Origin of the sequence: Tolypothrix campylonemoides VB511288_2 (genome assembly GCF_045999855.1) — a bacterium.
Classification (GTDB): domain Bacteria; phylum Cyanobacteriota; class Cyanobacteriia; order Cyanobacteriales; family Nostocaceae; genus Scytonema; species Scytonema bouteillei_A.
Genome location: NZ_JBFPMW010000012.1, coordinates 221,635 through 242,486 on the forward strand (window position 1 = coordinate 221,635; position 20,852 = coordinate 242,486).

Genomic DNA, 20,852 nt, shown 5'->3' on the forward strand with positions numbered 1-20,852 from the left:
AGGATTGAGGCAGACAGGCAATGAGTCAAAACTCTTTAGTAGATTCGGGTGCTCAATCTTCCAAACCCTATAGGTTAAAGCCAGGACTAGCAGCAGCCCTTGCTAGTCTAGAAGTGCAACTAGATCAAGAGTTAACCCGATACAGACGCTCAAAAACAGGATACAGAACATTGAGCCAAACCCACGTTGGTAAAGTGATGGTCAGTCAACCTCAACCATTGTCAGCCATTGCTACGACAGTAGGTCAATCTCAATTACCAGCAGAAGATAATCTTGGAGATGAGTTAGAGAAGTTTGGTTTGATAGCAACTCCATCTGCAACCACAGGAATGGAGAAAGAGGACATTGCTGTTCCTGCTACGACCATCAACACGCCACTTACATTTGTGGAAGAACCTCTTCAGAAGGTATCTTCCTCAAGTAAAGCTGAAGATATATTGCAACGAGAAACACTGCAGAGCTTGGCTGCATCAGTTTCTTCAACAATAGAGGAACTTGAAAGCTCGCTCGCTGCTGACCATGCTAAAACAAAAAACCCCAACGTATCTAGTTCCGTTAGCATAGTTCCTACAAATCTCAAAGAACAGGTAAGCCCCACAAATATAGCAGCAGTAGGTAATAACAATGATGATAGCCGAACACATCCAAACGACTACTTAGAATCTTCTGAGGCACTTTTGCGAAGTTTAACAGAAGAACAATCTAAGGAGAAAAAGCAACCAAGTTCTGGTAATGATAGTTTGCTATCACCATTGGGTATAGGCTCAATGTTATTATTATTAGTAGCAAGTATGACACTGGGTTACGTAATTTTTAACCCCAAAAGTTTGCCACAAATAAATTTAGGTGGACTGTTTAAAAACGATACACAACAAACTACAGAAACTTTGGAAGGAAGTGCAAAATCAGCAGCTACAAATATCCCCGAACCAACATTGACACCCCTACGTAAGTATCCCAATCTTGCCAATCAAGAGTTTCCAGAAGTGAGAGATCCAAACGACGTTGTTGGTTTAAAACCCAAACCCAAACCAGTACCTCAAGCGATCGCACCCAACCCAGTTCCTCCACCATTTCCCGTCAATCCCCCAATACAGAGAGTGGAAACCTTACCACCTACCACCGCGACTCTACCATCTCCAATAGTCCCAGCCTCTCCAAAACCAAAACCAGTAACTGTCAAACCAAAGCCGAATTCGGAAATAAAACCGTCAGCAGATGGGCTTTATCACGTTATTACGGATAATAAAGGTAGTAATGCTCTTGCCTCTGCAAGAAAAATTATTCCCGATGCTTACTTGTCAGATGATGGTGCATTTATTTATCTTGGGGCTCTCAAGAACAAAGAAAAAGCACAACTTCTGCTGCAACAACTTCAAAGCAAAGGTATTAAAGCCAGAATCGAGAATCAGTGAGAAGTCCGCAAAACGAAGCAATTCGTAATAAATCGGAGTCATTAATCTGATGGTTATGAATACAGTTTTACTACGATTCACCCTGATGTATTACGTTTTAACGCTATTTGATAACTTGACCACCTGACCAGTAAGGAAAAGTTAGTTGATATGGAACTGATGAACCGGATATTACGGGTGATTCGTGCAAACCTCAACAGTCTGGTTGCGGACGCGGAAGATCCAGAAAAGATTCTGGAGCAAACCGTGATGGAAATGCAGGCAAATTTAGTCCAGTTGCGACAGGCGGTGGCTCAAGCAATTGCTATCCAAAAACGTACCGAACGACAGATAGCAAGCGCTCAATCCACAGCAGAAGAATGGTATCGTCGTGCTCAATTAGCTTTGCAACAAGAGAATGAATCTTTAGCGAGGGAAGCGCTGACAAAACGCCAATTCTATCAGGAAACCGCAACAGCGCTGTTAGCTCAGATGGAACAGCAAAATGCTGTTGTGGTTCAGCTCAAACAGGATATGCGGACGCTAGAGATGAAAATGACTGAAGCAAAGAATAAAAAAGATTTGTATATTGCTCGCGCCCGTTCGGCTGAAGCCTCCTATAAACTTCAAGAAATGTTAAGCATGACTTCCAACGCCAAAAGCATGAAAGCTTTTGAACGGATGGAAGAAAAAGTTTTACAGCTAGAAGCTCAAGCTGAAACTATTTCTGCAACTGCAGCAGACCCTCTAAATTCAGCGTTTGTTACTTTAGAAGAAAGTCATAAGGTAGATGCGGAACTAGAAGCCATGAAAAATCAACTTTCTCATGACTCAGGGAAATGACTCGAAGAAAGAGCCGATGGGGCAGAGGGCAGAGGGCAGCTGTGAAAGATAGTAAGATCTATAGAGTGCGAACTTTATTAAATTCCCTTTTTAAATGCGAGCACAACTCTCTGCCTCCTCCCTGCGTCCTTCTACCTTCTTATATCGGAAATCCCCACACGTAAAAGATTGGGCAAAGACCGAATTTCAAGAATATCCTTATTATTAGGGGCTTGTTGAGCGGTACCAATTTAAACCGGAAAGATTACATTGAAATAGGTAGCTATAAATTAGTTAAAAAAGCATACCAGCCCAACCAAGCGCGTAAATCACTCATAGGAACAAGGAAGTTATGGGATTATTCGATCGCATTAAGCGAGTCGTCAGTGCCAACCTCAACGACATGGTGAGTAAAGCAGAAGACCCTGAAAAGATGCTGGAACAAGCCATCCTAGAAATGCAGGAAGACTTGGTACAGCTGCGCCAGGGCGTTGCTCAAGCTATTGCTGCCCAAAAACGCACTGAAAAGCAGTATAATGATGCTCAAAACGAAGTGAACAAGTGGCAGCGTAATGCCCAACTTGCTTTGCAAAAAGGTGATGAAAACCTTGCAAGGCAAGCACTCGAGCGGAAAAAGACTTTTAACGAATCGTCAGGAGCACTCAAAGCTAGCTTAGAGCAACAAACTGCCCAAGTAGAGTCACTCAAGCGTAACCTAATCCAGCTAGAAAGCAAAATTTCTGAGGCAAAAACCAAGAAAGAAATGCTCAAAGCACGGATTACTGCTGCCAAAGCTCAAGAACAACTCCAAGGCATGGTGCGCGGTATGAATACCAGCAGTGCAATGGCTGCTTTTGAGCGTATGGAAGAAAAAGTTTTGATGCAAGAAGCCCGCGCCCAGTCAGCAGCTGAGTTAGCTGGAGCTGATTTAGAAACTCAGTTTGCCAAATTAGAAGCCAGCAGCGATGTTGATGATGAATTAGCAGCACTGAAGGCACAAATGACCCTTCCTGGTGCTTCACCCGCTCAACCAGCACTCCCACAACAGTCAACAACTCCCAATGCAAATACTGGGAATAATAATGAGGTTGTAGATGCTGAGTTGGATTCGCTACGCAAGCAGTTAGACAATTTGTAAAATTTTGTCAAATTTATTTGAGAGAGTCCCACGCCTGTTGGTTGTGGGATTTTGCGTTGAAGGGGTGATAGGTGAGGAGCTATCCATTATTTCTCAATATGCCTCATACCCCATGCTCTATTCCCTATTTTGGTAAAGTATTTTTTGTGCAAACGTTTAACAATGCCACTGGATGGAGACAGCAATGAATAAGGGTGTTATAACCATCACTGATGCTGAATTTGAAACTGAAGTGTTGCAAGCCGAACAGCCGGTATTGATTTACTTTTGGGCTTCTTGGTGCGGACCTTGTCAATTGATGTCACCACTGATAAATTTAGCAGCTACTACTTATAGCGATCGCTTGAAAGTCGTCAAAATAGAAGTCGATCCAAACCCAAAGAGTGTTAAGCAGTACCAAGTAGAAGGCGTCCCCGCACTTCGGTTAATTCAAGGAGACAAATTGCTAACATCTATTGAAGGAGTTATCGGTAAAGAAAAGCTCCTGCAAATCTTAAATGAGCACTTAGTGAGTAGTTAGTAGTTAGTAGTAGTTAGTAGTTAGTAGCTATTCATAACCACTAACCACTAACTACCAACCACTAATCACTAACCATGAACCACTCATCACTCACCAAATATGGAATTTGCTAAACGGTTACAACCCTTACAATTTAATGTATTTGCTGATATGGACAGAGCAAAAGCAAAAGCTTTCGCTTCTGGACAACACTTAATTGATTTATCACTGGGGTCTTCTGACTTACCAGCAGAACCACATATCATACAAGCAATTACCCAATCCCTACACGATCCAAGCACTCACGGCTACTTGCTTTTTCGCGGAACCCAAGAGTTTCGCCAAGCAGCTGCAAACTGGTACGAACAAAGATTCGGTATCCCCGTCAATCCAGAAACTGAAGTCTTACCCCTCATTGGTTCCCAAGAAGGAACAGCTCATTTTCCTTTAGCAGTTCTCAACCCAGGAGATTTTGCCTTACTGCTCGATCCGGGTTACCCATCACATATGGGAGGCGTTCACCTCGCCAACGGTCAAATCTATACAATGCCATTGCGGGAAGAAAACGGTTTTTTACCCGTATTTGCGGATATTCCCACTCCTGTTTTGGAACAGTCACGACTCATGGTGTTGAGCTATCCTCACAATCCCACAACGGCGATCGCACCTCTGTCTTTCTTTAAAGAAGCTGTTGCATTCTGTCAGCAGCACAACTTGGTTTTGGTTCACGATTTCCCTTACGTAGATTTGGTGTTTGAGGAGAATGAGGACAAGGGAGACAAGGTAGAATCTTCTTCCTTGTCTACCCCCTCTCCCTTATCCACCCAATCCCCAACTCCATCAATTTTCCAAGCCGACACAGACAAAAGCGTTTCGATAGAATTTTTTACCCTTTCCAAGTCATACAATATGGGCGGCTTCCGTATTGGTTTTGCTATTGGTAATACTGAATTAATCGGAGCTTTGCGTCGAATAAAAGCTGCAATTGATTTTAACCAGTATCAAGGCATTTTGAATGGTGCTATAGCAGCTCTGACCGGTCCTCAAACTGGAGTCAAAGCAACTGTTGAAACCTTTCGCAAACGCCGCGATGGCTTTATCAGTGCTTTACACCAAATTGGTTGGGATGTTCCTACTCCCAATGCCACTATGTATATTTGGGCTAAGTTACCAGAAGCTTGGAGAAAAAATTCTGTAGAGTTTTGTACCCAATTAGTGCAAAAAACAGGAGTAGCCGTTGCACCTGGTGCGGGCTTTGGTAAATCTGGAGAAGGGTATGTTCGTTTTGCTTTGGTGCATGATGTACCTGTTTTACAAACTGCTGTTCAAAGAATTTCTCATTTTCTGTAGTAAATTTATTAAGACTTTACTGGGAATTAATGATAAGTTTACGAAATCTCTTCCTTATTTTCCGTGAAGTCAAGTTAAATTACTGAAATACTACTTAAGTAATCTGTTGCTTTCATACCTGAGTCGAATGCTAGTTGTTAAACACCCAATTAGCATTTGATTGCAGCAGCCTGTTTACGAAGAGTAGAAGGAACGACTTACATGAGTATGGCAAACAGCATTAGAAAATTTGCTAGCTACGCGTCAATAACATTATTCTTTTTCGGGCTTGCGACCTCCTCGGTACAAGCTCAAGTCAACGATCCATATACATTTACATACACCACAACTTTAGTACCGTTGATCGATCGAGCCGAGAATCAGAGAAGAAGAGTACCGGAACCTTCCGCACTGCTGGGGCTAGTGACAGTCTTTGGTTTGTTTGCAACTCAACGCAAATTTATAAAAAGAGAGCAAAACAACTCAAACTTCAAATTTGACAAGGAAGAAAATTAGTACTTAGGGACTTCCAAATTAAAAAAATCTCCCAAAATGTTTTGTGGTTTCCGCAATCGCCTTCTGCGGTGAATCCAGAGAAAGTAGTTGGTGAGACTAGTGGTGATAGCGTCTATCCCTTGCGGACAAGCGTAGCGTGTGCTTTGCACGTAGCGTGTCTGTAAGGTCTCATCTCAATCTGGTAGCTGTAGTAAAAGCACTTGAAATACCGTACAGGAGCAGTATTCGTCAAATCAAGAACATTTAAATGTAAATAGCCAAGGAAATATACGTAAATTAACAACCAATAAACACGTTATATTTTTAGCTAGAGTTTATATAGACTCTACAGTAACTTAACCTATTAAGTCTCCCAGTTTCGTAGACTAAATGTGTGCTGTAGGTGATGACCAGGGCAACCTAAACTGTCGTGTTTGGAAAAAAGACGGTAGTAAAGAAAACTTTAACCTGTAGTCAAGCCAGCCAAACTTTAAACCGGGGTAGTGTATAAAAATCAACCCTATAACTGATGGAGACAAACAATGAAAACGCTTATTAACAAATTTTTGATTGGTGCATCAATCGCTGCAGGTGTAAGTGCGATCGTCGCCTCCCCAGCATCAGCCGGAAGCCTAACTAATGCTAGCATTGGTGGAACAGCTGCTAGTGACTACTATGTTTACGGTGTTAAGGACGGTAAAACAACCCAAATTACAAGCAACCTTAGCAATGTTACAAAAGTTTTAGATGGTGATGCTACAAGCCCCACAGGAAACGTGGAGTTAAGAGCTAGCAGTGAAAAAGCAGGTTTTGACTTTACAAAGAATACTGAGTTAAAAGGGATAATTGGTGGTAGAGACATAACTCTGAGCAGCTTAACAAAGTCTGATTGGGAAAGCAAAGATGCTCAAGGTGTAACTTTAGCTAAAAGATGGTTTGATGGCGCGTTAGGAGCAAATGGATTTGGCTCTCTTCTGAATTTGTCAGCACCAGTGGCTCCGACAAAGCCAGCGGGTATGTCACAGTCTCAATATATTAATAGTACTCCTTACAAAGCATACGTTAAGGCAAAATTGGCATACGACACATACAGTGGTGTATATAATGCTGCTTGGGGTATGTTTAATACCGACTCAGGTCTTGCAAGATTTAGTGACCCCAATATCTCTTACGTCAACCAAGATGCTACCGGTTTAATTAAGATTGGTCTAGCAGGTCACTATGATGCTACCTCTTTATTATTTAGTGGTGTCGATCAAACACTTATCAATAGCTTGCGCGATCCAAACAAAGTAGGTACGCCTATCCAAGCCAGTGAAATTGTCAAGTACACCTATGACGGAAAGACGGACTATCTGTACAGCTTCAATGCCACAAACTCTGGTCTAGTTTCCGATGATAGCACTAAATCCCATAACGGCAACTACGAAGTGAGCATCCAAGGTAAGCCCCCTGTAAAATCCACCCCAGAACCTTCTGTCATGTTAGGTATGTTAGTTGTCGGTGGAATGTTTGCCACACAACGTAAGTTGAAAAAAGCGTAATCATCCTCAAGATTGCGATTGCAAACTAAGAATTAAATAGGGGAGCGATTATGCTCCTTTTGATTTTCCGTATTTTTTCCGTCTCCCCTATTTCTCTACACCTCTACTCGATCATCGCACTAGATTAAAGCATTGATTATTTACATTAAGTAGATCGATAAAGTAATTCCAAGAACTTAGAGAACAACCATAAATATACAAACTTTTTTAGAAAAGTTCACCAAAACTTGATGCTTTTGTGAATTTTCCATGATAAGATGATGCTAACAACATCATCTTTATTTTTGATTCAAAATTAGAATTTTTAAGTGAGTAACATAAATAAAAATTTTGTCATCCGTTTGAATACGTAGATTACGATCTTCAATATCTGAAAATTCGGTAATTATTCTTGGCTAATAACCTAAAAGATAGGTAGAAATGGCGGCAAAGTTATTTTATGCAAAGCAGAAACGGCAATCTCAACAAGCTCGACGAATTTTACTTATTGAAGACAATGACGTTAATAGGATGTTGCTGAGTGATTATCTGAGCTACCACAGGTATTACGTCAGAAGCTTGGCTGGAGCCTCTAATTTTTTTTCAACCGTAGCTGAATTTCGACCAGAGTTAATTTTATTAGACTTAAAATTACCAGATATTGATGGTTATGCGCTGCTAGAACAAATCCAGCAGCAACCACAGCTTGTCAATATACCTATTATCGTAGTTTCAGCTTTTGCTTTTCGAGCCGATTGCGAAAAAGCAATGAAACTGGGAGCGCGTCGTTATTTTGTTAAACCTATTAATCTTTCACTTCTCATACAAGAAATTCAAGAAGAATTTGCTTGTCTAAGTCTATAAATTTATATGCTTGTTTCATCTTTACTCTGACTTTTGCTCAGTAATAAACTCTTCAACGCTTTGACTGAGATTTTGTACAGAACTGCCAATCTGAGAAATTTTATTTTGCACTTGTTCTAAGAGCAAAATTGCTGTTTGCAGTTCATTTAATGTTTGCTCCATAGTAACTCGATATTGATATTCAAATTCTTGTATGTTCACTTTTTATTTTTTGCTCCATTTTTTGGATGTTCTAAAATTTATTATACCTGGAATCTTATACATCTAAATCCGTCGATATTCTTAATATTGAATGCTCTATTTTTAATCCGAAGTATTCCTTATTTTGATAATTTTTATATAATAATTTTACATGAAAATAATATTGTAGAATGGGCAATGTCGATGACCTGAGGCTCGTGCTTGACAAGACTCACCCTACTAGCGCTGAGGTTGATGATTCTTAGATGAGAATTTCATATGAAAAAGAATATTATATAGGAACCAAAGCTCAAGGAAAGCTCCTTGTGGCGTGCATTGCCTACCCAAAGTAGATTTCAATTGAAAAAGGATTCCTATGACTTATTAAAACAAACTTCAATAATAGAAAAATTAAAAATTCAGAAATATATTCCAGTAATCTTACTTAAAATAGAGATAAGTAGGTCGGCAAGAAAAAATAGATGTTTGGATTCTGCTCCTAGTTATGCTTTAGCACTCAAGTGCAACTACAAACTAGTAACGCGCCGATTGTACTTAGGTAGATTTGTATAAATACTAGAAACTATTAAGTTGTGACAGCATCCGCTCAAACAGTACCACTTGTTAAAAATCCAGAACGTCTGGAAAACCGTCTACAAGAAATTCCTCCAGAACCGGGAGTCTATTTGATGCGGGACGGTAGCGATCGCATTATATATATAGGAAAATCGCGAAAGTTGCGATCGCGAGTTCGTTCCTACTTTCGAGAATCACAAAGATTGAGCGAACGTATAGCGACGATGGTAAAACAGGTGACAGAGATTGAATTCATTGTCACCGATACAGAAGCTGAAGCCTTAGCTTTAGAAGCTAACCTTATCAAGCAGCACCAGCCGTACTTTAACGTTCTGCTTAAAGATGATAAAAAATATCCCTATGTTTGTATCACCTGGTCAGAAGACTATCCGCGTATCTTCATTACCCGCAAACGCCAACTAGGTAAAGAAAAAGATAAATTTTACGGACCTTATACAGATTCTCGCCTACTGCGGGAAATCCTGCGCTTGTGCAAGCGAATTTTTCCTCTCAGACAACGCCCCCAACCGCTATTTAAAGATCGTCCCTGCTTGAACTACGATTTGGGTCGCTGTCCGGGGGTGTGTCAGCAGATGATTTCACCAGAGGAATACCGCAAAACCGTTCAAAAAGTTGCCATGGTATTTCAGGGTCGGTCGAGCGAACTCATAGATACCCTGACAGAACAAATGCATAAAGCCTCAGAAGCGCTGAATTTTGAGTCAGCAGCACGTATCCGCGATCAAATCTCTGGGTTAAAGTCACTGACTGCAGATCAAAAAGTATCTTTACCAGATGATACTGTGTCACGGGATGCCATTGCGTTGGCTGCAGACGCACAACACGCTTGTATTCAATTATTCCAGATTCGTGCCGGACAGTTGGTGGGACGGTTAGCATTTGTTGCGGAAGTTTCTTCCCTTCCTCTTGGGGACACGGGGGACAAGGTAGAATCTTCTTCCTCTTCTCCCCCCTCCCCCCCCTCTCCCCAATTTGAACCGGGAGCAATATTGCAACGAGTTCTTGAGGAGCACTATCAAACGGCTGACTCAGTAGAAATCCCTATAGAAATTTTGGTACAATACGATTTGCCAGACAGCGAGATACTGGCAGATGTGTTGACTCAAAAAAAAGGACGAAAGGTAACAATTCTGACTCCTCAGCGCCAAGTTAAAGCAGAGTTAATTGAGATGGTAGAGCGAAATGCTCAATATGAATTGCAAAGAATGCAAAAATTGAGCGATCGCAACAATGAAGCAATGCAGGATCTGGCGACTGTTCTCGATCTACCGGAGTTACCCCATCGAATAGAAGGTTACGATATTTCCCACATCCAAGGGTCTAATGCTGTTGCTTCCCAAGTTGTTTTTATCGATGGATTACCAGCAAAGCAGCACTATCGCCATTACAAGATTAAAAATCCGACAGTTACAGTAGGACATTCAGATGATTTTGCCAGTCTCGCTGAAGTTATTCAACGTCGGTTCCGCAAGTACGGCGAAGATCCGCAATTACCTCGCGAGGGAAATCCGGATTGGCCCGATCTTATTATGATAGATGGCGGTAAAGGTCAATTGTCTTCTGTTGTTGCTGTTTTGCAAGAGATGAATTTATTGGAAGACTTGCGAGTGGTTAGTTTGGCAAAACGTCGGGAAGAGATTTTTTTACCGGGTGAGTCGCAACCTTTAGAAACCGATCCGGAGCAATCTGGAGTGCAACTCTTACGACGGTTGCGGGATGAGGCGCACAGGTTTGCTGTGAGCTTTCACCGACAGCAGCGTAGCGATAAGTTGAAGCGATCGCGTTTAGATGAAATTCCCGGTTTGGGTCATCACCGACAAAAGCAACTGTTGGGACATTTTCGCTCGGTGGATTACATTCGCCAAGCGACTCCCGCACAAATTGCTGAAGTTCCAGGTATTGGTCCGCGTTTAGCTCAAGAAATTTATGATTATTTCCATCCTTAACTGCAAGCCGCGATCGATGACTGGCGACCTATAAGCAGTTAACAACCTAAAAAAAAGTGATGGGTAATTGATAATTGAGAAAATCTCACTACCTAATTACCCATTACCCATTACCCATTACCCATTACTTACCATCAGATTAGCAAACATAACTAGTCTGCTTAATACGTCTAATTGGAATTTTTTCTTAAATTTTATCTAAATAAATTTATTCTGGACTCCAATTGTCTGTTATCTCCCTGTTTCATGTTTATGTAACCAAATGTTAATAAAAAGTAAAATTAACCTTTAGTTAGTAAAACTAAAGATAGAGTACGTTATTAACTCATACTTTTTAAATATGTCAACAAGCTGAGTGTCTGTTCAATTTTGTTTTGAATGGCAAGTTTGTTTGTGTGAACCCCTTGAAACTAAGATTTTTCCTCCTGACAGGGCTGCTGTACCTTGTCATCCAACTTCTTGAGGCTTTAGCAGACATATACCCACGGGCGATCGTCCATAATGATGGAATGAAAACTTCTTCCCCCTATTTCCTACTCCAGCTAGCTTTTGTAACGACGAGCTTATATTAACAAATGCAAATAGAACTGACTGCAAATACATGAATCTCAAAGTATAAGCCATTGGGATCGCTGCTTTCTATGAAATACTTTTCTTTACAGATTTAATTTATATATCTTAAGTTGGATAGCAGTTAAATTAAAGATAAGGATAATAAATAAATATGAAAGAGAGTAATTACTCATTTTTGTGTTAAATTTAACAATGAATTACTTCGCTTTTTGAATTTCTGTAAATCTCTTCGATTTCTCAGATTTAGTGGGCATTTTTTATCAAAATTTATGATAATCAGGGGTTATTAAGATGCAACTGATAGAAAGAACGCTACAAAAAACGGTACAAAAAATTCGCTGCCCAAATTGTGGTAGTGAAGGAGAAAGACACTATATCTATCACAGCCAACAAACTCGAACCCAATGCCCAATTTGTGACTATCTGTTAGTAAGTTGCACGCTTACTGGCAAAGTCATTGAGGCTTATGCTCCTGGCATTCTTGCTAGAAGTTAATTGGTGAGTTGTTGGTGGTGAGTTGTTAGTTGTTAGCGATCGCTGTTTACTGTTCTTCGCAACTGTCCGCACGCAGCATCGGCTTCGAGACCACGGGAGTAACGAACACTTACGGCGATTCGTTGCTGCTTAAGGACGTTGACAAAAGCTTGAATTCGCTTTTCACTGGGGCGTTTGTAATCGGCTTCTTGAATGGGATTGTAAGGAATTAAGTTGACATGGCTTTGGAATCCGCGCAGGTGTTGTGCTAGTTCCATTGCGTGTTCTGGCAAATCATTGACTCCAGCCAGGAGAATGTATTCAAAGGTGACGCGCCGTCCGGTAATTTTTACGTATTCCCGACATTCTGCCAGCAAATCATCTATAGAATAAGAATGAGCGCTAGGAATCAGTTGTTCCCTGAGTGCTTGGTTGGAAGCGTGAAGACTCACTGCAAGCGTTACTTGCAATTGGTGTTGGGCAAATTGATGAATGCGCGAGCGAATGCCAACTGTTGAGACAGTGAGGTTCCGCTGTCCGATACCCACATCCTGGTTTAAGGATTTGACGGCTCCGATAACATTATCGGTATTGAGTAAAGGTTCACCCATACCCATGAATACCACATGGCTCACTCGTTGCTGGAAATCTTCCTGAACTGTCAGCACCTGGTCTACGATTTCATGACGTGCTAAATTGCGCTTATATCCACCTTTACCAGTAGCGCAGAAATCACACGCCATTGGGCAACCGACTTGGCTGGAAACACATACGGTCAAGCGTTCTAGGGGTTTGGGATTTTGGCTCTTATCTCCCCATCTCCCCATCTCCCCATCTCCCCCTCGCCGCAAAGTGGGGATACCAACACATTCTATAATTTGACCATCTGTCAGTTTTAAAAGATATTTGACTGTACCGTCAGGAGCAACAGAACGGTAGTGTATTGTTGAGCGTCCGATAGGGGTTTCAGCTACTTCTGCACGCCATTGCTTGGGAAAGACAGAAATATCATTGAGCGATCGCGCTCCCTTGTTATAGATCCAATCGTACAGTTGCTTTCCCCGATAAGTTGGTTGTCCCTGCTGTTGTACCCAAGCAGTCAACTCCTCCAAATTTGCTCCAAGAAGTGGTGGAACGGGGATGGAGGGTTGTTGCTCAATAGAGATTGTGGAGGAAGGAACTACACCAGACGACTTAGCAGACATGATAATTACAAATGTGTCTTGAATCTCTATACTAGGCGATCGCTGTGACTGTTGAGTGGATTTGTTATGGCGGTTTACCTCACATCCTTCGTTAATATGGAAGCAGGGCAAGTTCCAACACTGCTGTATCCAGCCTATGACCCGCTTTTCCTTTCCCATCACGCAATCAGATCCACCCCTGCCACCAGCGCAAGTTCTCCCAACGATGTACGATCTTCCTAGTGAAGATCCACAGGAACCAGGCTTGCCAGATGAATTTCATGACCTTCAACCCCAGCTACTGAGTTTAACTGTCCGTTTGTTGAACCATAATCGGGATGAGTTCTTTACAGGTACGGATTTAAATTTATACTATGATGTGAAGCATCCCCTATGGCACAAACGCCCGGATTGGTTTTTAGCTGTGGGAGTACCACGGTTATACCCAGGAGGGGATTTGAGACGTAGCTATGTAACATGGATTGAGGGCAAAAACCCCTTTATTGTTGTTGAACTCCTGTCGCCGGGTACGGAAAAAGAAGACCTGGGTCCCTATGCTGAAGAAGAAGCAGAGGCGCTAGAATCACCTCAACCACAGGCAAGTGCAGAATTGCCATCCCCAGAAGAAAATCAGACTGAGGTAACGAAAAATACGCCGCCAACCAAATGGTTTGTGTACGAGCAACAGTTGCGAGTGCCATACTACATAATTTTTAGTCGCTACACAAATCGTGTGCGGTTCTTTCAACTAGAGGGAGCGCATTACCAAGAACAACCCCTAGATGTGGAAAATCCCCGCATCTGGATTCCGGAGTTGGAAATAGGGTTGGGGTTGTGGTTTGGAGAGTGCTTTGGAATTCCGCGCATTTGGCTGCGGTGGTATGATGCTCAAGGAAATTGGATACCAACTGATGCGGAACAAGAACGAGTAGAGAAAGAGCTAGCGCAAAAGCAACTTGAACAAGAACGAGTAGAGAAAGAGCTAGTGCAAAAGCAACTTGAACAAGAACAAAAAAGGGCTGAGCAAGGACGAAAGCAAGTGTTACAGATAGCGAGCAATTTACTCTCCTCAGGGATGTCAATTGCACAAGTCAGCCAAGTGACTGGATTATCCGAAACCGAGGTGCAAACGTTGCTTTAACCGCGAACCCGATACTTTAAGCGGTCAACTGAAAACCGCTATATTTCAAGTCTTTCTATTGCTTTTTCTTAGCTGCAGCAGAAATTGGTAACTGCAAATTCCGATCGTAGACGAACTGGTTGCGAATTTGTATTTCCAGTTTGGGTAGAGAATCATTAGGATTGAGTGAATCTTGGGGAGAAACTCGCAATGTATACACACCAACAGGAACTCCATCAAGACGATAAAGACCAAATTCATCCGTCACACCAGTGATGACACGTGCGCCTGCACCGTTGATCAGTTCCAATCTTACTTTTCCTAAGGGCTGACCTGAAATATTGGTGATGCGACCAGCGATACCAAATTCGGGTCTAACGGGAAAATCTACACTCGTGACTGCAGAGGTTGCTACCTCCGCTACAGCAGAAGACTTCATAATCGAAAGTTCTACAGGTAATTCCTCAGGTTCTAGTTGAACAACGTAGGTACCCTCCCGCAGATTGCCCACAAAGAAGTTACCTTTGGAATCAGTTTTTGCCACACCAGCTTCTTGGTTCTGGTTATCGTAGACTCGAACAATCGATCCGCCTAAGTCAAAGTCTTTAGTTTTTCCTTCTATGACAAGTCGCCCAGCAATTCCTCCCCTTTCCTTACTGATACCAAAAGATTCAGCAGGGGCAATTCTTCCACTTAAAAAAGATAAATCTGATACTAGGGACACCGTCAGGCGATCGTCGCCCAATCCCCCGTAACCTTTACTTCTAGAGGGAATACCTTGATAATCAACTCTAGCTAAGAGACCTGGAAGTACGTGCATACTAGCACCAGCAATCGGTCCTACTTGTCCATCGCTATAGGCTAGACCTAGATTCCAACTGAGTTTGCTAAGACTATTAGGTTGATGACCGATACTAACAGAATAGCGAGGAGCCAAGCTATCCCCAAATTCTGTCCCGAAAGACATCCGATAATTACGGCTGAGGTTATAGCTCAAATCAGAAATGTATGCATCGCCATAAGTGCTAAAAGACACTCTTGTTGCACTATTTGGTTGATAGAAAGCATTAAACAAATATCGCCCATCAATATCAGGTCTGCCGTTTAAAGATACGTTAGAGAAAGGTCGTGCATAAAAAGTAGGCAAAATGTAATTAGTAGCATCGTTACTATCATCTTTTTGGCTGCGGGCAACAAATCCCACATTTAAAAAATTACCAACGCGATAGTTCAATTCCAGACTATGGTTATATCGCTCTGTATTATTTTTTCCCGTATATCCTTCCGGAAGAGACCGAGAATTGGCTCTGATATCCAATCGGTTTAGCTGTACATCTAAATCTGCTGAGTAGCCGAGCTTACCATAAGAACTACCAACGCTTCCAGATAAAATAACTGGATTAGCTAAACGCCAAATCAAACCTGCTTGGGTTTGAAGTGTATCAGGTGCAGCTTGAAATGAACCTTCTAAAGTTAAATTATTTGAAAGCCCTTGTCTCACTTGGTAAAATCCAACCAGTTGATTATCGTTAGAGGAATCGGAATTACTAAGTAGATTTTGGGCTAAATTTCCACTTAGTCCTACCCCAGCTAGCTGTACATTACCGCCTGCGGGTAATAACAAATCAGACGTATTAATTCTGGCTGAGCGAATTTCAATAGGTACGCGCAAATTATTGCGATCGAAAATGACAACCTCAACTTCACTGCTTTGAGCTACAGGCAAATTGACATCAATAAATTCGTATCTGCCATTAAATCCAACTTGCTGTTGTGCAACTACAATTCCTCCAACTCTCAGTTGTACAAAGCTTACTGGGGGAGCTTGGCCCCGGAATGTTTGTCTGGGGTTAGAACTTCTAGGTAAGATCTCATTGGCACTGGAATTTGAACCAAACGTTTCAGGAGGTAAATTGGTATAACCTACTTGAAATCCTGTCAGGTCTAATCCACTAAATAGGTTATTTAAACCGAGTTGCTGGCGACCTAATTGATAGCGAAATTGTCCGCTACGTTTGTATATATAATATTCACTAATATCGGGAGTATCTTCAAAATTATTCTCCATCCGAAAGCGATAAGCAAAACCTAAAAGTCTACCCCCTAAAGTGGTAGAAGTTCGGAATTCCGAATCTCCATTACTGTTAGAAAAATTTAACTCTTGTTGGAAATTTGAAATTAAGTTGCTAGGAGGTAAAAAGTCTGGTTTGAGGTCATTTGCTGAAGCGCTGCGCTGTCTGAGATTTCCTTGCCAGGGTAATTCAGTCAATAAAGTTACATCTGCAGTATTTAACTCTATCTTTATTTTTAATTCTTCTTGCAGCTTGGCATTAGTAATATAACTAACACCGTTGATTTGCTTAAGAGAATCAGGTTGTAACTTGACAGACCCTAAAGGAGTACTTAATTGCACAACGCTGTCAGATATTTCAACGCTAAATCCAGCAATATCAGCAAATTTTTCTAGAGGAATGAGAAGAGTTCTTCCTTCAGAAATAATATCTAAAGTACCAACTTCACGACCGTTAATAACTACCCCTACTAAAAAAGGTTCTCCTGCTACTCTTGCTAACTCAATACCACCGTTAATAGAATCTTTTCCTTGAGTAGGACTATCAATAGTAGATATTGGCTGTGTTGATGTGGCGAGTTGCTGAGAATTTTGACTGTCGGCTTGAACAATATCGCTAGTAGGATTTTTGAGGGAGCCAGTGAGAGAAAAATTTATCAAACCTTGTACGGCTGCCAAAATTTGACCAACTGCATTTTTTCGGGTAAATCTATCTAATGCGCCAATCAGTTTCTGGTGATTGAGTTTCTCAGCAGGATTATTAGCAGGCTTTAGCTTGTCTGTTATGCTCAGGGGTGCAGTGGCTACTGTCTCGCGATCGCCAACAGAATCTATAGGAATCGATGTTTGCTCTAGCGTTGAATTAGCGATTTGCTGAGAATTTTGATTGTGGGCTTCGACAGCATCACTAATAGGATTTTTCAGAGAGCCAGTTAAAGAAATATTAATAAGTTCTTGTACGGCTGCCAAAATTTGACCCATCGCATTTTTTTGGGAAAACCGATCCAAAGCGCTAGTAAACTTCTGGTTATTAAGTTGTCCATCAGAATTAGCATCGACAGGATTGATTTTATCGGTTGTAGTCAAAGGCGCAGAGGCAGTTGTTCCTTCTTCAAGTGCTAAATTGTTAGCTGTCGGTGAACTGTTTTGAACTGAAGTTGATGCTGAAGTAACTGGTGAAAAACCTATTGCAGGCTTTTGTTTCCGAAGGTGTGCCTGCGAAATAAAAATGTCAGATTTCTTTTGAGAGATACAATTTACAGTTTTTCCTTCAGACTTAGTCAACACTTGCCTAAGTCTGTCGCCGAGTCGATCTGATGCTTGAGGCTGCTGTGATATACAAACCAACGATTGTGCTGTTGTTACGCTCGTAAGACCACTGTTTTCAATTGAAGGTTTTGTTGGCTTCTTCACAGCCGGAGTTTTTTCTGTAGATTGTTCGCTCCTCACGTCTTGAGGTGGTAAGGTAATAACTATTGGTGGGGGTACAGATGGTAGAGCTAGGTACAGCATAAGCACAAAGGTTCCAATATCCAGCGCATATATAGGAAATGAACTGTAGTAAATAAAAGCTCAGGAGCTATAGAATTTTTTGGTAGCAAATTGACTCAGGATTGCAGTAAAAGCACCCTGATAATGAGAGATATTTGCAAGAGTAAAAGTTATTTTTGAGTAGCAGATGAAGCCGGAATCGTAAAGGGAATACCTTGATCGATGCGGGTTCCACTCAAATCACCGTTAATATCTAAAACATATTTACCTGGAGGTAATTTTTTGCTTATAGGTAATAGAAGCTGACGGCGAGTCCCAGGCAACACAGCAGAAAAATCCAATAATCCGGCATTTAAAACATTCTCTGGAAGTTTTGCTTGGGGATTTTCTACATCAGGCAAGGCTTTTGTTGCTGCAGCCCCAGGGTATTTTGCTGCAGACCAAATGGCATATTGACCTTTTACGCGCACATGAGCATTTCCCGTACTGGAAATATCAAATACTGCTGTTGCGCCATTCGGTTTAGTGTCCACTCTCACAGAGTTTAACGCACCAACTCTTTTGATTTCTCCCGAATAGCCGTAGATCACAACACCTAAACGACCAATGGCAACTACAGCCTGCGAGTCTTCACCTCCTGGCGGAACTTCTTCTAAATAAAGCACAGCACGGTGTTCGCCAGGACTAGGCTTGACTTTAGGACGAATTTCAAAGCGTATAGTCTGAGAACTACGGGGAGGGATTGTAAATCTAGAGGGAGTAAAAACAATCCACCGATCCAGAGATTGCTCTGTAGATTGAGCTTCTTGAAATTTATTATCTTCTGTAGTCGTCCAAGTCCGAACGTAAGCTTTCATTTCCACTGGCTTGGAAGACAAGTTTGTCACATTAAGTGATTGAGTACGTGTTTTGTTATTAAATTCTATTTCAAACCGGGGTGGGCTCACGCCTACTTCCATCGCAGTAGCAATTGGTATCCCTAAGGCTAATGCCCCAATTAAACTTAGCGCTATACATCTAGGTGTTTTAAACATCGCTCTTTTCACTTTCTCACACAGTAAATATAAAAAACTTAATTTACTTCAAACTTAGTAGTCCAGCGCGGCGTAAATAAGGCAACCATTAGTAACAGCTAAAAAGTTTATAAGAAAACCTTTTGCGCCTGCTCTGCCCTCTGATGGGCATACTTTTGCCTTCATGTACTAGTCCCATATCCCTACATACAGCTACTGTTTCTATCTTGCAGGCATACAGATAGCTGTCCAGAATAGGTATCTGCAATTCCAATATTGTTAAGATTAAGGAATTGCAGGGTCACTCTTCCCTGCACAATCGCTGTATTGGTTTTTGAATCGGTAGAGATTATTTCAACCGAATTATCTAGAAATTGCACGTTATTAAAAGGATTATTCTGTTGCCCCTGCTGAAGTATCAGTTTATAAGTTGCTTTGAGAGGCAACTGCAATTCGTCTAGACGCACCCGCATCTTCCATAGAAATTGGCGGGGAATGCTCTCACTAAAGTTGGGAGGATTTAGTAACTCTGTTTGATTATTTACCGTTGCGCTTGCTTTTCCATTGGGGAAAAATTCGGCAGACTTTAAGAGAGAAAATACTACTGTTTGAGGTGAAATATTGTTGAATTCGATTGGATCTTTTGGTTGAGGCGTCTGTTGTGCCAAGGCTTGAAGTTGTGGTATGGCAAACAGCGCCAAAATTATACTCAAGCATTTTCTCATATTGCGTTGCCAGCTCGTTTTCTTAAAACTGACCCTTGTGCAAATTGTATTTGCAAAAAGTTGACTGTGGCTGATATTGATTTTGGATTTTAGATAGGGATTGAAAATATGTTACTGATTATCCAGTTACTTAAAAATCCAATCCCTCAATTTCTGGCTGTAGGTTAGTTTGCGTTAGCTAATTTCTTTTTTTAGTATCAATTCGTGCCTACTTGATTCTGGAAGCAGGCATAACACCTGCACCAGAATTTGCCGTCTCTATAACGACGGTAATTAGAATTTAGGTAACGCTTCGACGCGGATTTTAGCTCCTACATATTTGCCTGCTGCAGTAGAGGTCAAATCGAATGACAGTTCAGCACCTCCGACTAAAGGTTTTGCTGTCGTAGGTTTTGTTGTATCTGTAATCACAGCTTTAGCATCTGACAAAGTTGCTGTTGCAAATCTACCATTTGGTGAAGCAATTGTATTTGTGAGTGTCGTTGAACCTGTAACAGGTGTAACAGTAACATCAACACCGTTAGAACTGTTAGACCAAACGGCAAATAACTCCTTCACTGGCTTCTTAATAGTTCCAGCTGCTATTTCACCAATACCTACAGGTGTTGTTCTGTCAATTGATGTTGTACCATCTGTAATTCTGTTTATAGTATCGACATCCTTGTCTAGTGAACCCAAATCCTGGTTGGTAATCTGCAAGCTAACAGTCTCGAAAGTACGCAAGAATAGGACTGGGGATACAGTGATTTCAACATTTACATCTTGCTGAACGGCTTGAGCAGGTGCTGCAAACAGAGAGCTACCTAAAGCGGTAGCAGCAGCTAAAATAGCAACAATTTTGTTTTTCACGATCGAATTTGCTCCTCGCTGTAAGTTTTGTCAATTGTGGAAATTTGATGGACTCTCGTTTCCTTACGCATCCAAATAAATTGGATTTTAATAATGACTGTTTGATAGAATTTTCCTGGTAAGCCCGAGAGTAGATTTAAAAATGAAATTCAAAAATTTTTTATAAAAGCTCTACACTTCACCTCCCAATGTAAGAAATAAAATTCTGTCAATTCGTTTCGTACACGCGTTTAAGAACAACTTGCTAAGGTTAGCAATGCCCATCTTATTTTTCGCAGGGGCTGTATCGTTGTTGTTCCAAAAATCCCTAATATTTTTACTTTTTGAAGCGGTACAATACAGGAAATCGCTGTGAACGAAACAATATAAAATACTTTTTGATGTATCTTGAAAGATGCTAGAAAGACAACTAAAAGCAATATTGTATTGTTTGTGTAATTCATTCAAATTACTGTTTTTTGTATGAAAGGATTTTACAAACTTTGCCATATTGGTTGACTCACTTCTAAGAAAATGCACCTTTAAGAAACATCTTTTCTTATTCCTAACTTTGTAGTTTTGCAAA

The 20,852-nt window shown here is 41.2% G+C and carries 17 protein-coding genes; 11 read left to right on the forward strand and 6 right to left on the reverse strand.

Features of this window, described 5'->3' with window-relative positions; genetic code table 11:
• Positions 1-20 precede the first annotated feature (20 nt).
• The 8 genes from AB0756_RS29795 (at position 21) to AB0756_RS29830 (ending at position 8,064) form a co-directional block, all read left to right on the forward strand.
• On the forward strand, positions 21-1,415 hold the full coding sequence (locus AB0756_RS29795; RefSeq protein WP_038076010.1) for a hypothetical protein: 1,395 nt from the start codon (positions 21-23) through the stop codon (positions 1,413-1,415).
• Between the two features lie 150 nt (positions 1,416-1,565).
• A complete protein-coding gene (locus AB0756_RS29800; RefSeq protein ID WP_038076008.1) occupies positions 1,566-2,237 on the forward strand; it encodes a PspA/IM30 family protein in 672 nt (223 codons plus the stop codon).
• Between the two features lie 331 nt (positions 2,238-2,568).
• Complete coding sequence (locus AB0756_RS29805; RefSeq protein ID WP_038076006.1) at positions 2,569-3,354, forward strand: PspA/IM30 family protein; 786 nt, start codon at positions 2,569-2,571, stop codon at positions 3,352-3,354.
• Between the two features lie 184 nt (positions 3,355-3,538).
• Positions 3,539-3,874, forward strand: coding sequence for a thioredoxin family protein (locus tag AB0756_RS29810; RefSeq protein WP_038076144.1), 336 nt, complete (start codon positions 3,539-3,541; stop codon positions 3,872-3,874).
• A 99-nt stretch (positions 3,875-3,973) separates the two neighbouring features.
• Positions 3,974-5,203, forward strand: coding sequence for an LL-diaminopimelate aminotransferase (locus AB0756_RS29815; RefSeq protein WP_038076004.1), 1,230 nt, complete (start codon positions 3,974-3,976; stop codon positions 5,201-5,203).
• Positions 5,204-5,410: 207 nt separating this feature from the next.
• Positions 5,411-5,698 (forward strand): PEP-CTERM sorting domain-containing protein, encoded by a 288-nt coding sequence (locus AB0756_RS29820; protein WP_162002212.1) that lies wholly within the window; start codon positions 5,411-5,413, stop codon positions 5,696-5,698.
• A gap of 521 nt (positions 5,699-6,219) precedes the next feature.
• The gene (locus AB0756_RS29825; protein ID WP_038076000.1) at positions 6,220-7,221 is read left to right on the forward strand and encodes an NF038130 family PEP-CTERM protein; all 1,002 of its coding nucleotides are present in this window, start codon (positions 6,220-6,222) and stop codon (positions 7,219-7,221) included.
• A gap of 420 nt (positions 7,222-7,641) precedes the next feature.
• Entirely contained in the window at positions 7,642-8,064 is a 423-nt protein-coding gene (locus tag AB0756_RS29830; RefSeq protein ID WP_038075998.1) for a response regulator, read from the forward strand.
• Positions 8,065-8,085: 21 nt separating this feature from the next.
• Here AB0756_RS29830 and AB0756_RS29835 read toward each other — a convergent pair whose 3' ends face one another.
• Entirely contained in the window at positions 8,086-8,265 is a 180-nt protein-coding gene (locus tag AB0756_RS29835) for a hypothetical protein (RefSeq protein ID WP_038075996.1), read from the reverse strand.
• A 572-nt stretch (positions 8,266-8,837) separates the two neighbouring features.
• Here AB0756_RS29835 and uvrC point away from each other — a divergent pair.
• Positions 8,838-10,787 carry an excinuclease ABC subunit UvrC gene (gene uvrC / locus AB0756_RS29840; protein WP_038075994.1) on the forward strand — a complete coding sequence of 650 codons (1,950 nt, stop codon included), beginning with the start codon at positions 8,838-8,840 and terminating at the stop codon, positions 10,785-10,787.
• Between the two features lie 864 nt (positions 10,788-11,651).
• A complete protein-coding gene (locus AB0756_RS29845; protein WP_072040831.1) occupies positions 11,652-11,855 on the forward strand; it encodes a replication restart DNA helicase PriA in 204 nt (67 codons plus the stop codon).
• A gap of 32 nt (positions 11,856-11,887) precedes the next feature.
• Here the strand turns inward: AB0756_RS29845 and rlmN are convergent, their stop codons facing one another.
• Positions 11,888-13,039: a 23S rRNA (adenine(2503)-C(2))-methyltransferase RlmN gene (gene rlmN, locus AB0756_RS29850; protein WP_038075991.1), complete on the reverse strand. Its 1,152-nt coding sequence runs from the start codon at positions 13,037-13,039 to the stop codon at positions 11,888-11,890.
• A gap of 136 nt (positions 13,040-13,175) precedes the next feature.
• On the opposite strand from rlmN, the gene AB0756_RS29855 reads away from it, so the two are divergent.
• Positions 13,176-14,159, forward strand: a complete 984-nt coding sequence (locus AB0756_RS29855; RefSeq protein ID WP_038075988.1) for a Uma2 family endonuclease — start codon at positions 13,176-13,178, stop codon at positions 14,157-14,159.
• A 55-nt stretch (positions 14,160-14,214) separates the two neighbouring features.
• Here the strand turns inward: AB0756_RS29855 and AB0756_RS29860 are convergent, their stop codons facing one another.
• From AB0756_RS29860 to AB0756_RS29875, 4 genes are all read right to left on the reverse strand, one after another.
• Positions 14,215-17,721, reverse strand: coding sequence for a carboxypeptidase regulatory-like domain-containing protein (locus AB0756_RS29860; protein ID WP_038075985.1), 3,507 nt, complete (start codon positions 17,719-17,721; stop codon positions 14,215-14,217).
• A 149-nt stretch (positions 17,722-17,870) separates the two neighbouring features.
• A complete protein-coding gene (locus AB0756_RS29865) occupies positions 17,871-18,734 on the reverse strand; it encodes a fimbrial biogenesis chaperone (protein WP_038075981.1) in 864 nt (287 codons plus the stop codon).
• 182 nt (positions 18,735-18,916) lie between these two features.
• The gene (locus AB0756_RS29870; RefSeq protein ID WP_137986583.1) at positions 18,917-19,426 is read right to left on the reverse strand and encodes a hypothetical protein; all 510 of its coding nucleotides are present in this window, start codon (positions 19,424-19,426) and stop codon (positions 18,917-18,919) included.
• A 285-nt stretch (positions 19,427-19,711) separates the two neighbouring features.
• A complete protein-coding gene (locus tag AB0756_RS29875; RefSeq protein ID WP_038075972.1) occupies positions 19,712-20,287 on the reverse strand; it encodes a hypothetical protein in 576 nt (191 codons plus the stop codon).
• Between the last annotated feature and the right edge of the window lie 565 nt (positions 20,288-20,852).

What these genes read in the sequence shown, in the direction of transcription:
- AB0756_RS29795 (WP_038076010.1), top strand. Translation starts at nt 21, where the DNA reads ATGAGTCAAAACTCTTTAGTAGATTCGGGTGCTCAATCTTCCAAACCC.
- AB0756_RS29800 (WP_038076008.1), top strand. Translation starts at nt 1,566, where the DNA reads ATGGAACTGATGAACCGGATATTACGGGTGATTCGTGCAAACCTCAAC.
- AB0756_RS29845 (WP_072040831.1), top strand. Translation starts at nt 11,652, where the DNA reads ATGCAACTGATAGAAAGAACGCTACAAAAAACGGTACAAAAAATTCGC.
- AB0756_RS29825 (WP_038076000.1), top strand. Translation starts at nt 6,220, where the DNA reads ATGAAAACGCTTATTAACAAATTTTTGATTGGTGCATCAATCGCTGCA.
- AB0756_RS29830 (WP_038075998.1), top strand. Translation starts at nt 7,642, where the DNA reads ATGGCGGCAAAGTTATTTTATGCAAAGCAGAAACGGCAATCTCAACAA.
- AB0756_RS29820 (WP_162002212.1), top strand. Translation starts at nt 5,411, where the DNA reads ATGGCAAACAGCATTAGAAAATTTGCTAGCTACGCGTCAATAACATTA.
- AB0756_RS29865 (WP_038075981.1), bottom strand. Translation starts at nt 18,734, where the DNA reads ATGTTTAAAACACCTAGATGTATAGCGCTAAGTTTAATTGGGGCATTA.
- AB0756_RS29855 (WP_038075988.1), top strand. Translation starts at nt 13,176, where the DNA reads ATGACCCGCTTTTCCTTTCCCATCACGCAATCAGATCCACCCCTGCCA.
- AB0756_RS29815 (WP_038076004.1), top strand. Translation starts at nt 3,974, where the DNA reads ATGGAATTTGCTAAACGGTTACAACCCTTACAATTTAATGTATTTGCT.
- rlmN (WP_038075991.1), bottom strand. Translation starts at nt 13,039, where the DNA reads ATGTCTGCTAAGTCGTCTGGTGTAGTTCCTTCCTCCACAATCTCTATT.
- AB0756_RS29860 (WP_038075985.1), bottom strand. Translation starts at nt 17,721, where the DNA reads ATGCTGTACCTAGCTCTACCATCTGTACCCCCACCAATAGTTATTACC.
- AB0756_RS29810 (WP_038076144.1), top strand. Translation starts at nt 3,539, where the DNA reads ATGAATAAGGGTGTTATAACCATCACTGATGCTGAATTTGAAACTGAA.
- AB0756_RS29805 (WP_038076006.1), top strand. Translation starts at nt 2,569, where the DNA reads ATGGGATTATTCGATCGCATTAAGCGAGTCGTCAGTGCCAACCTCAAC.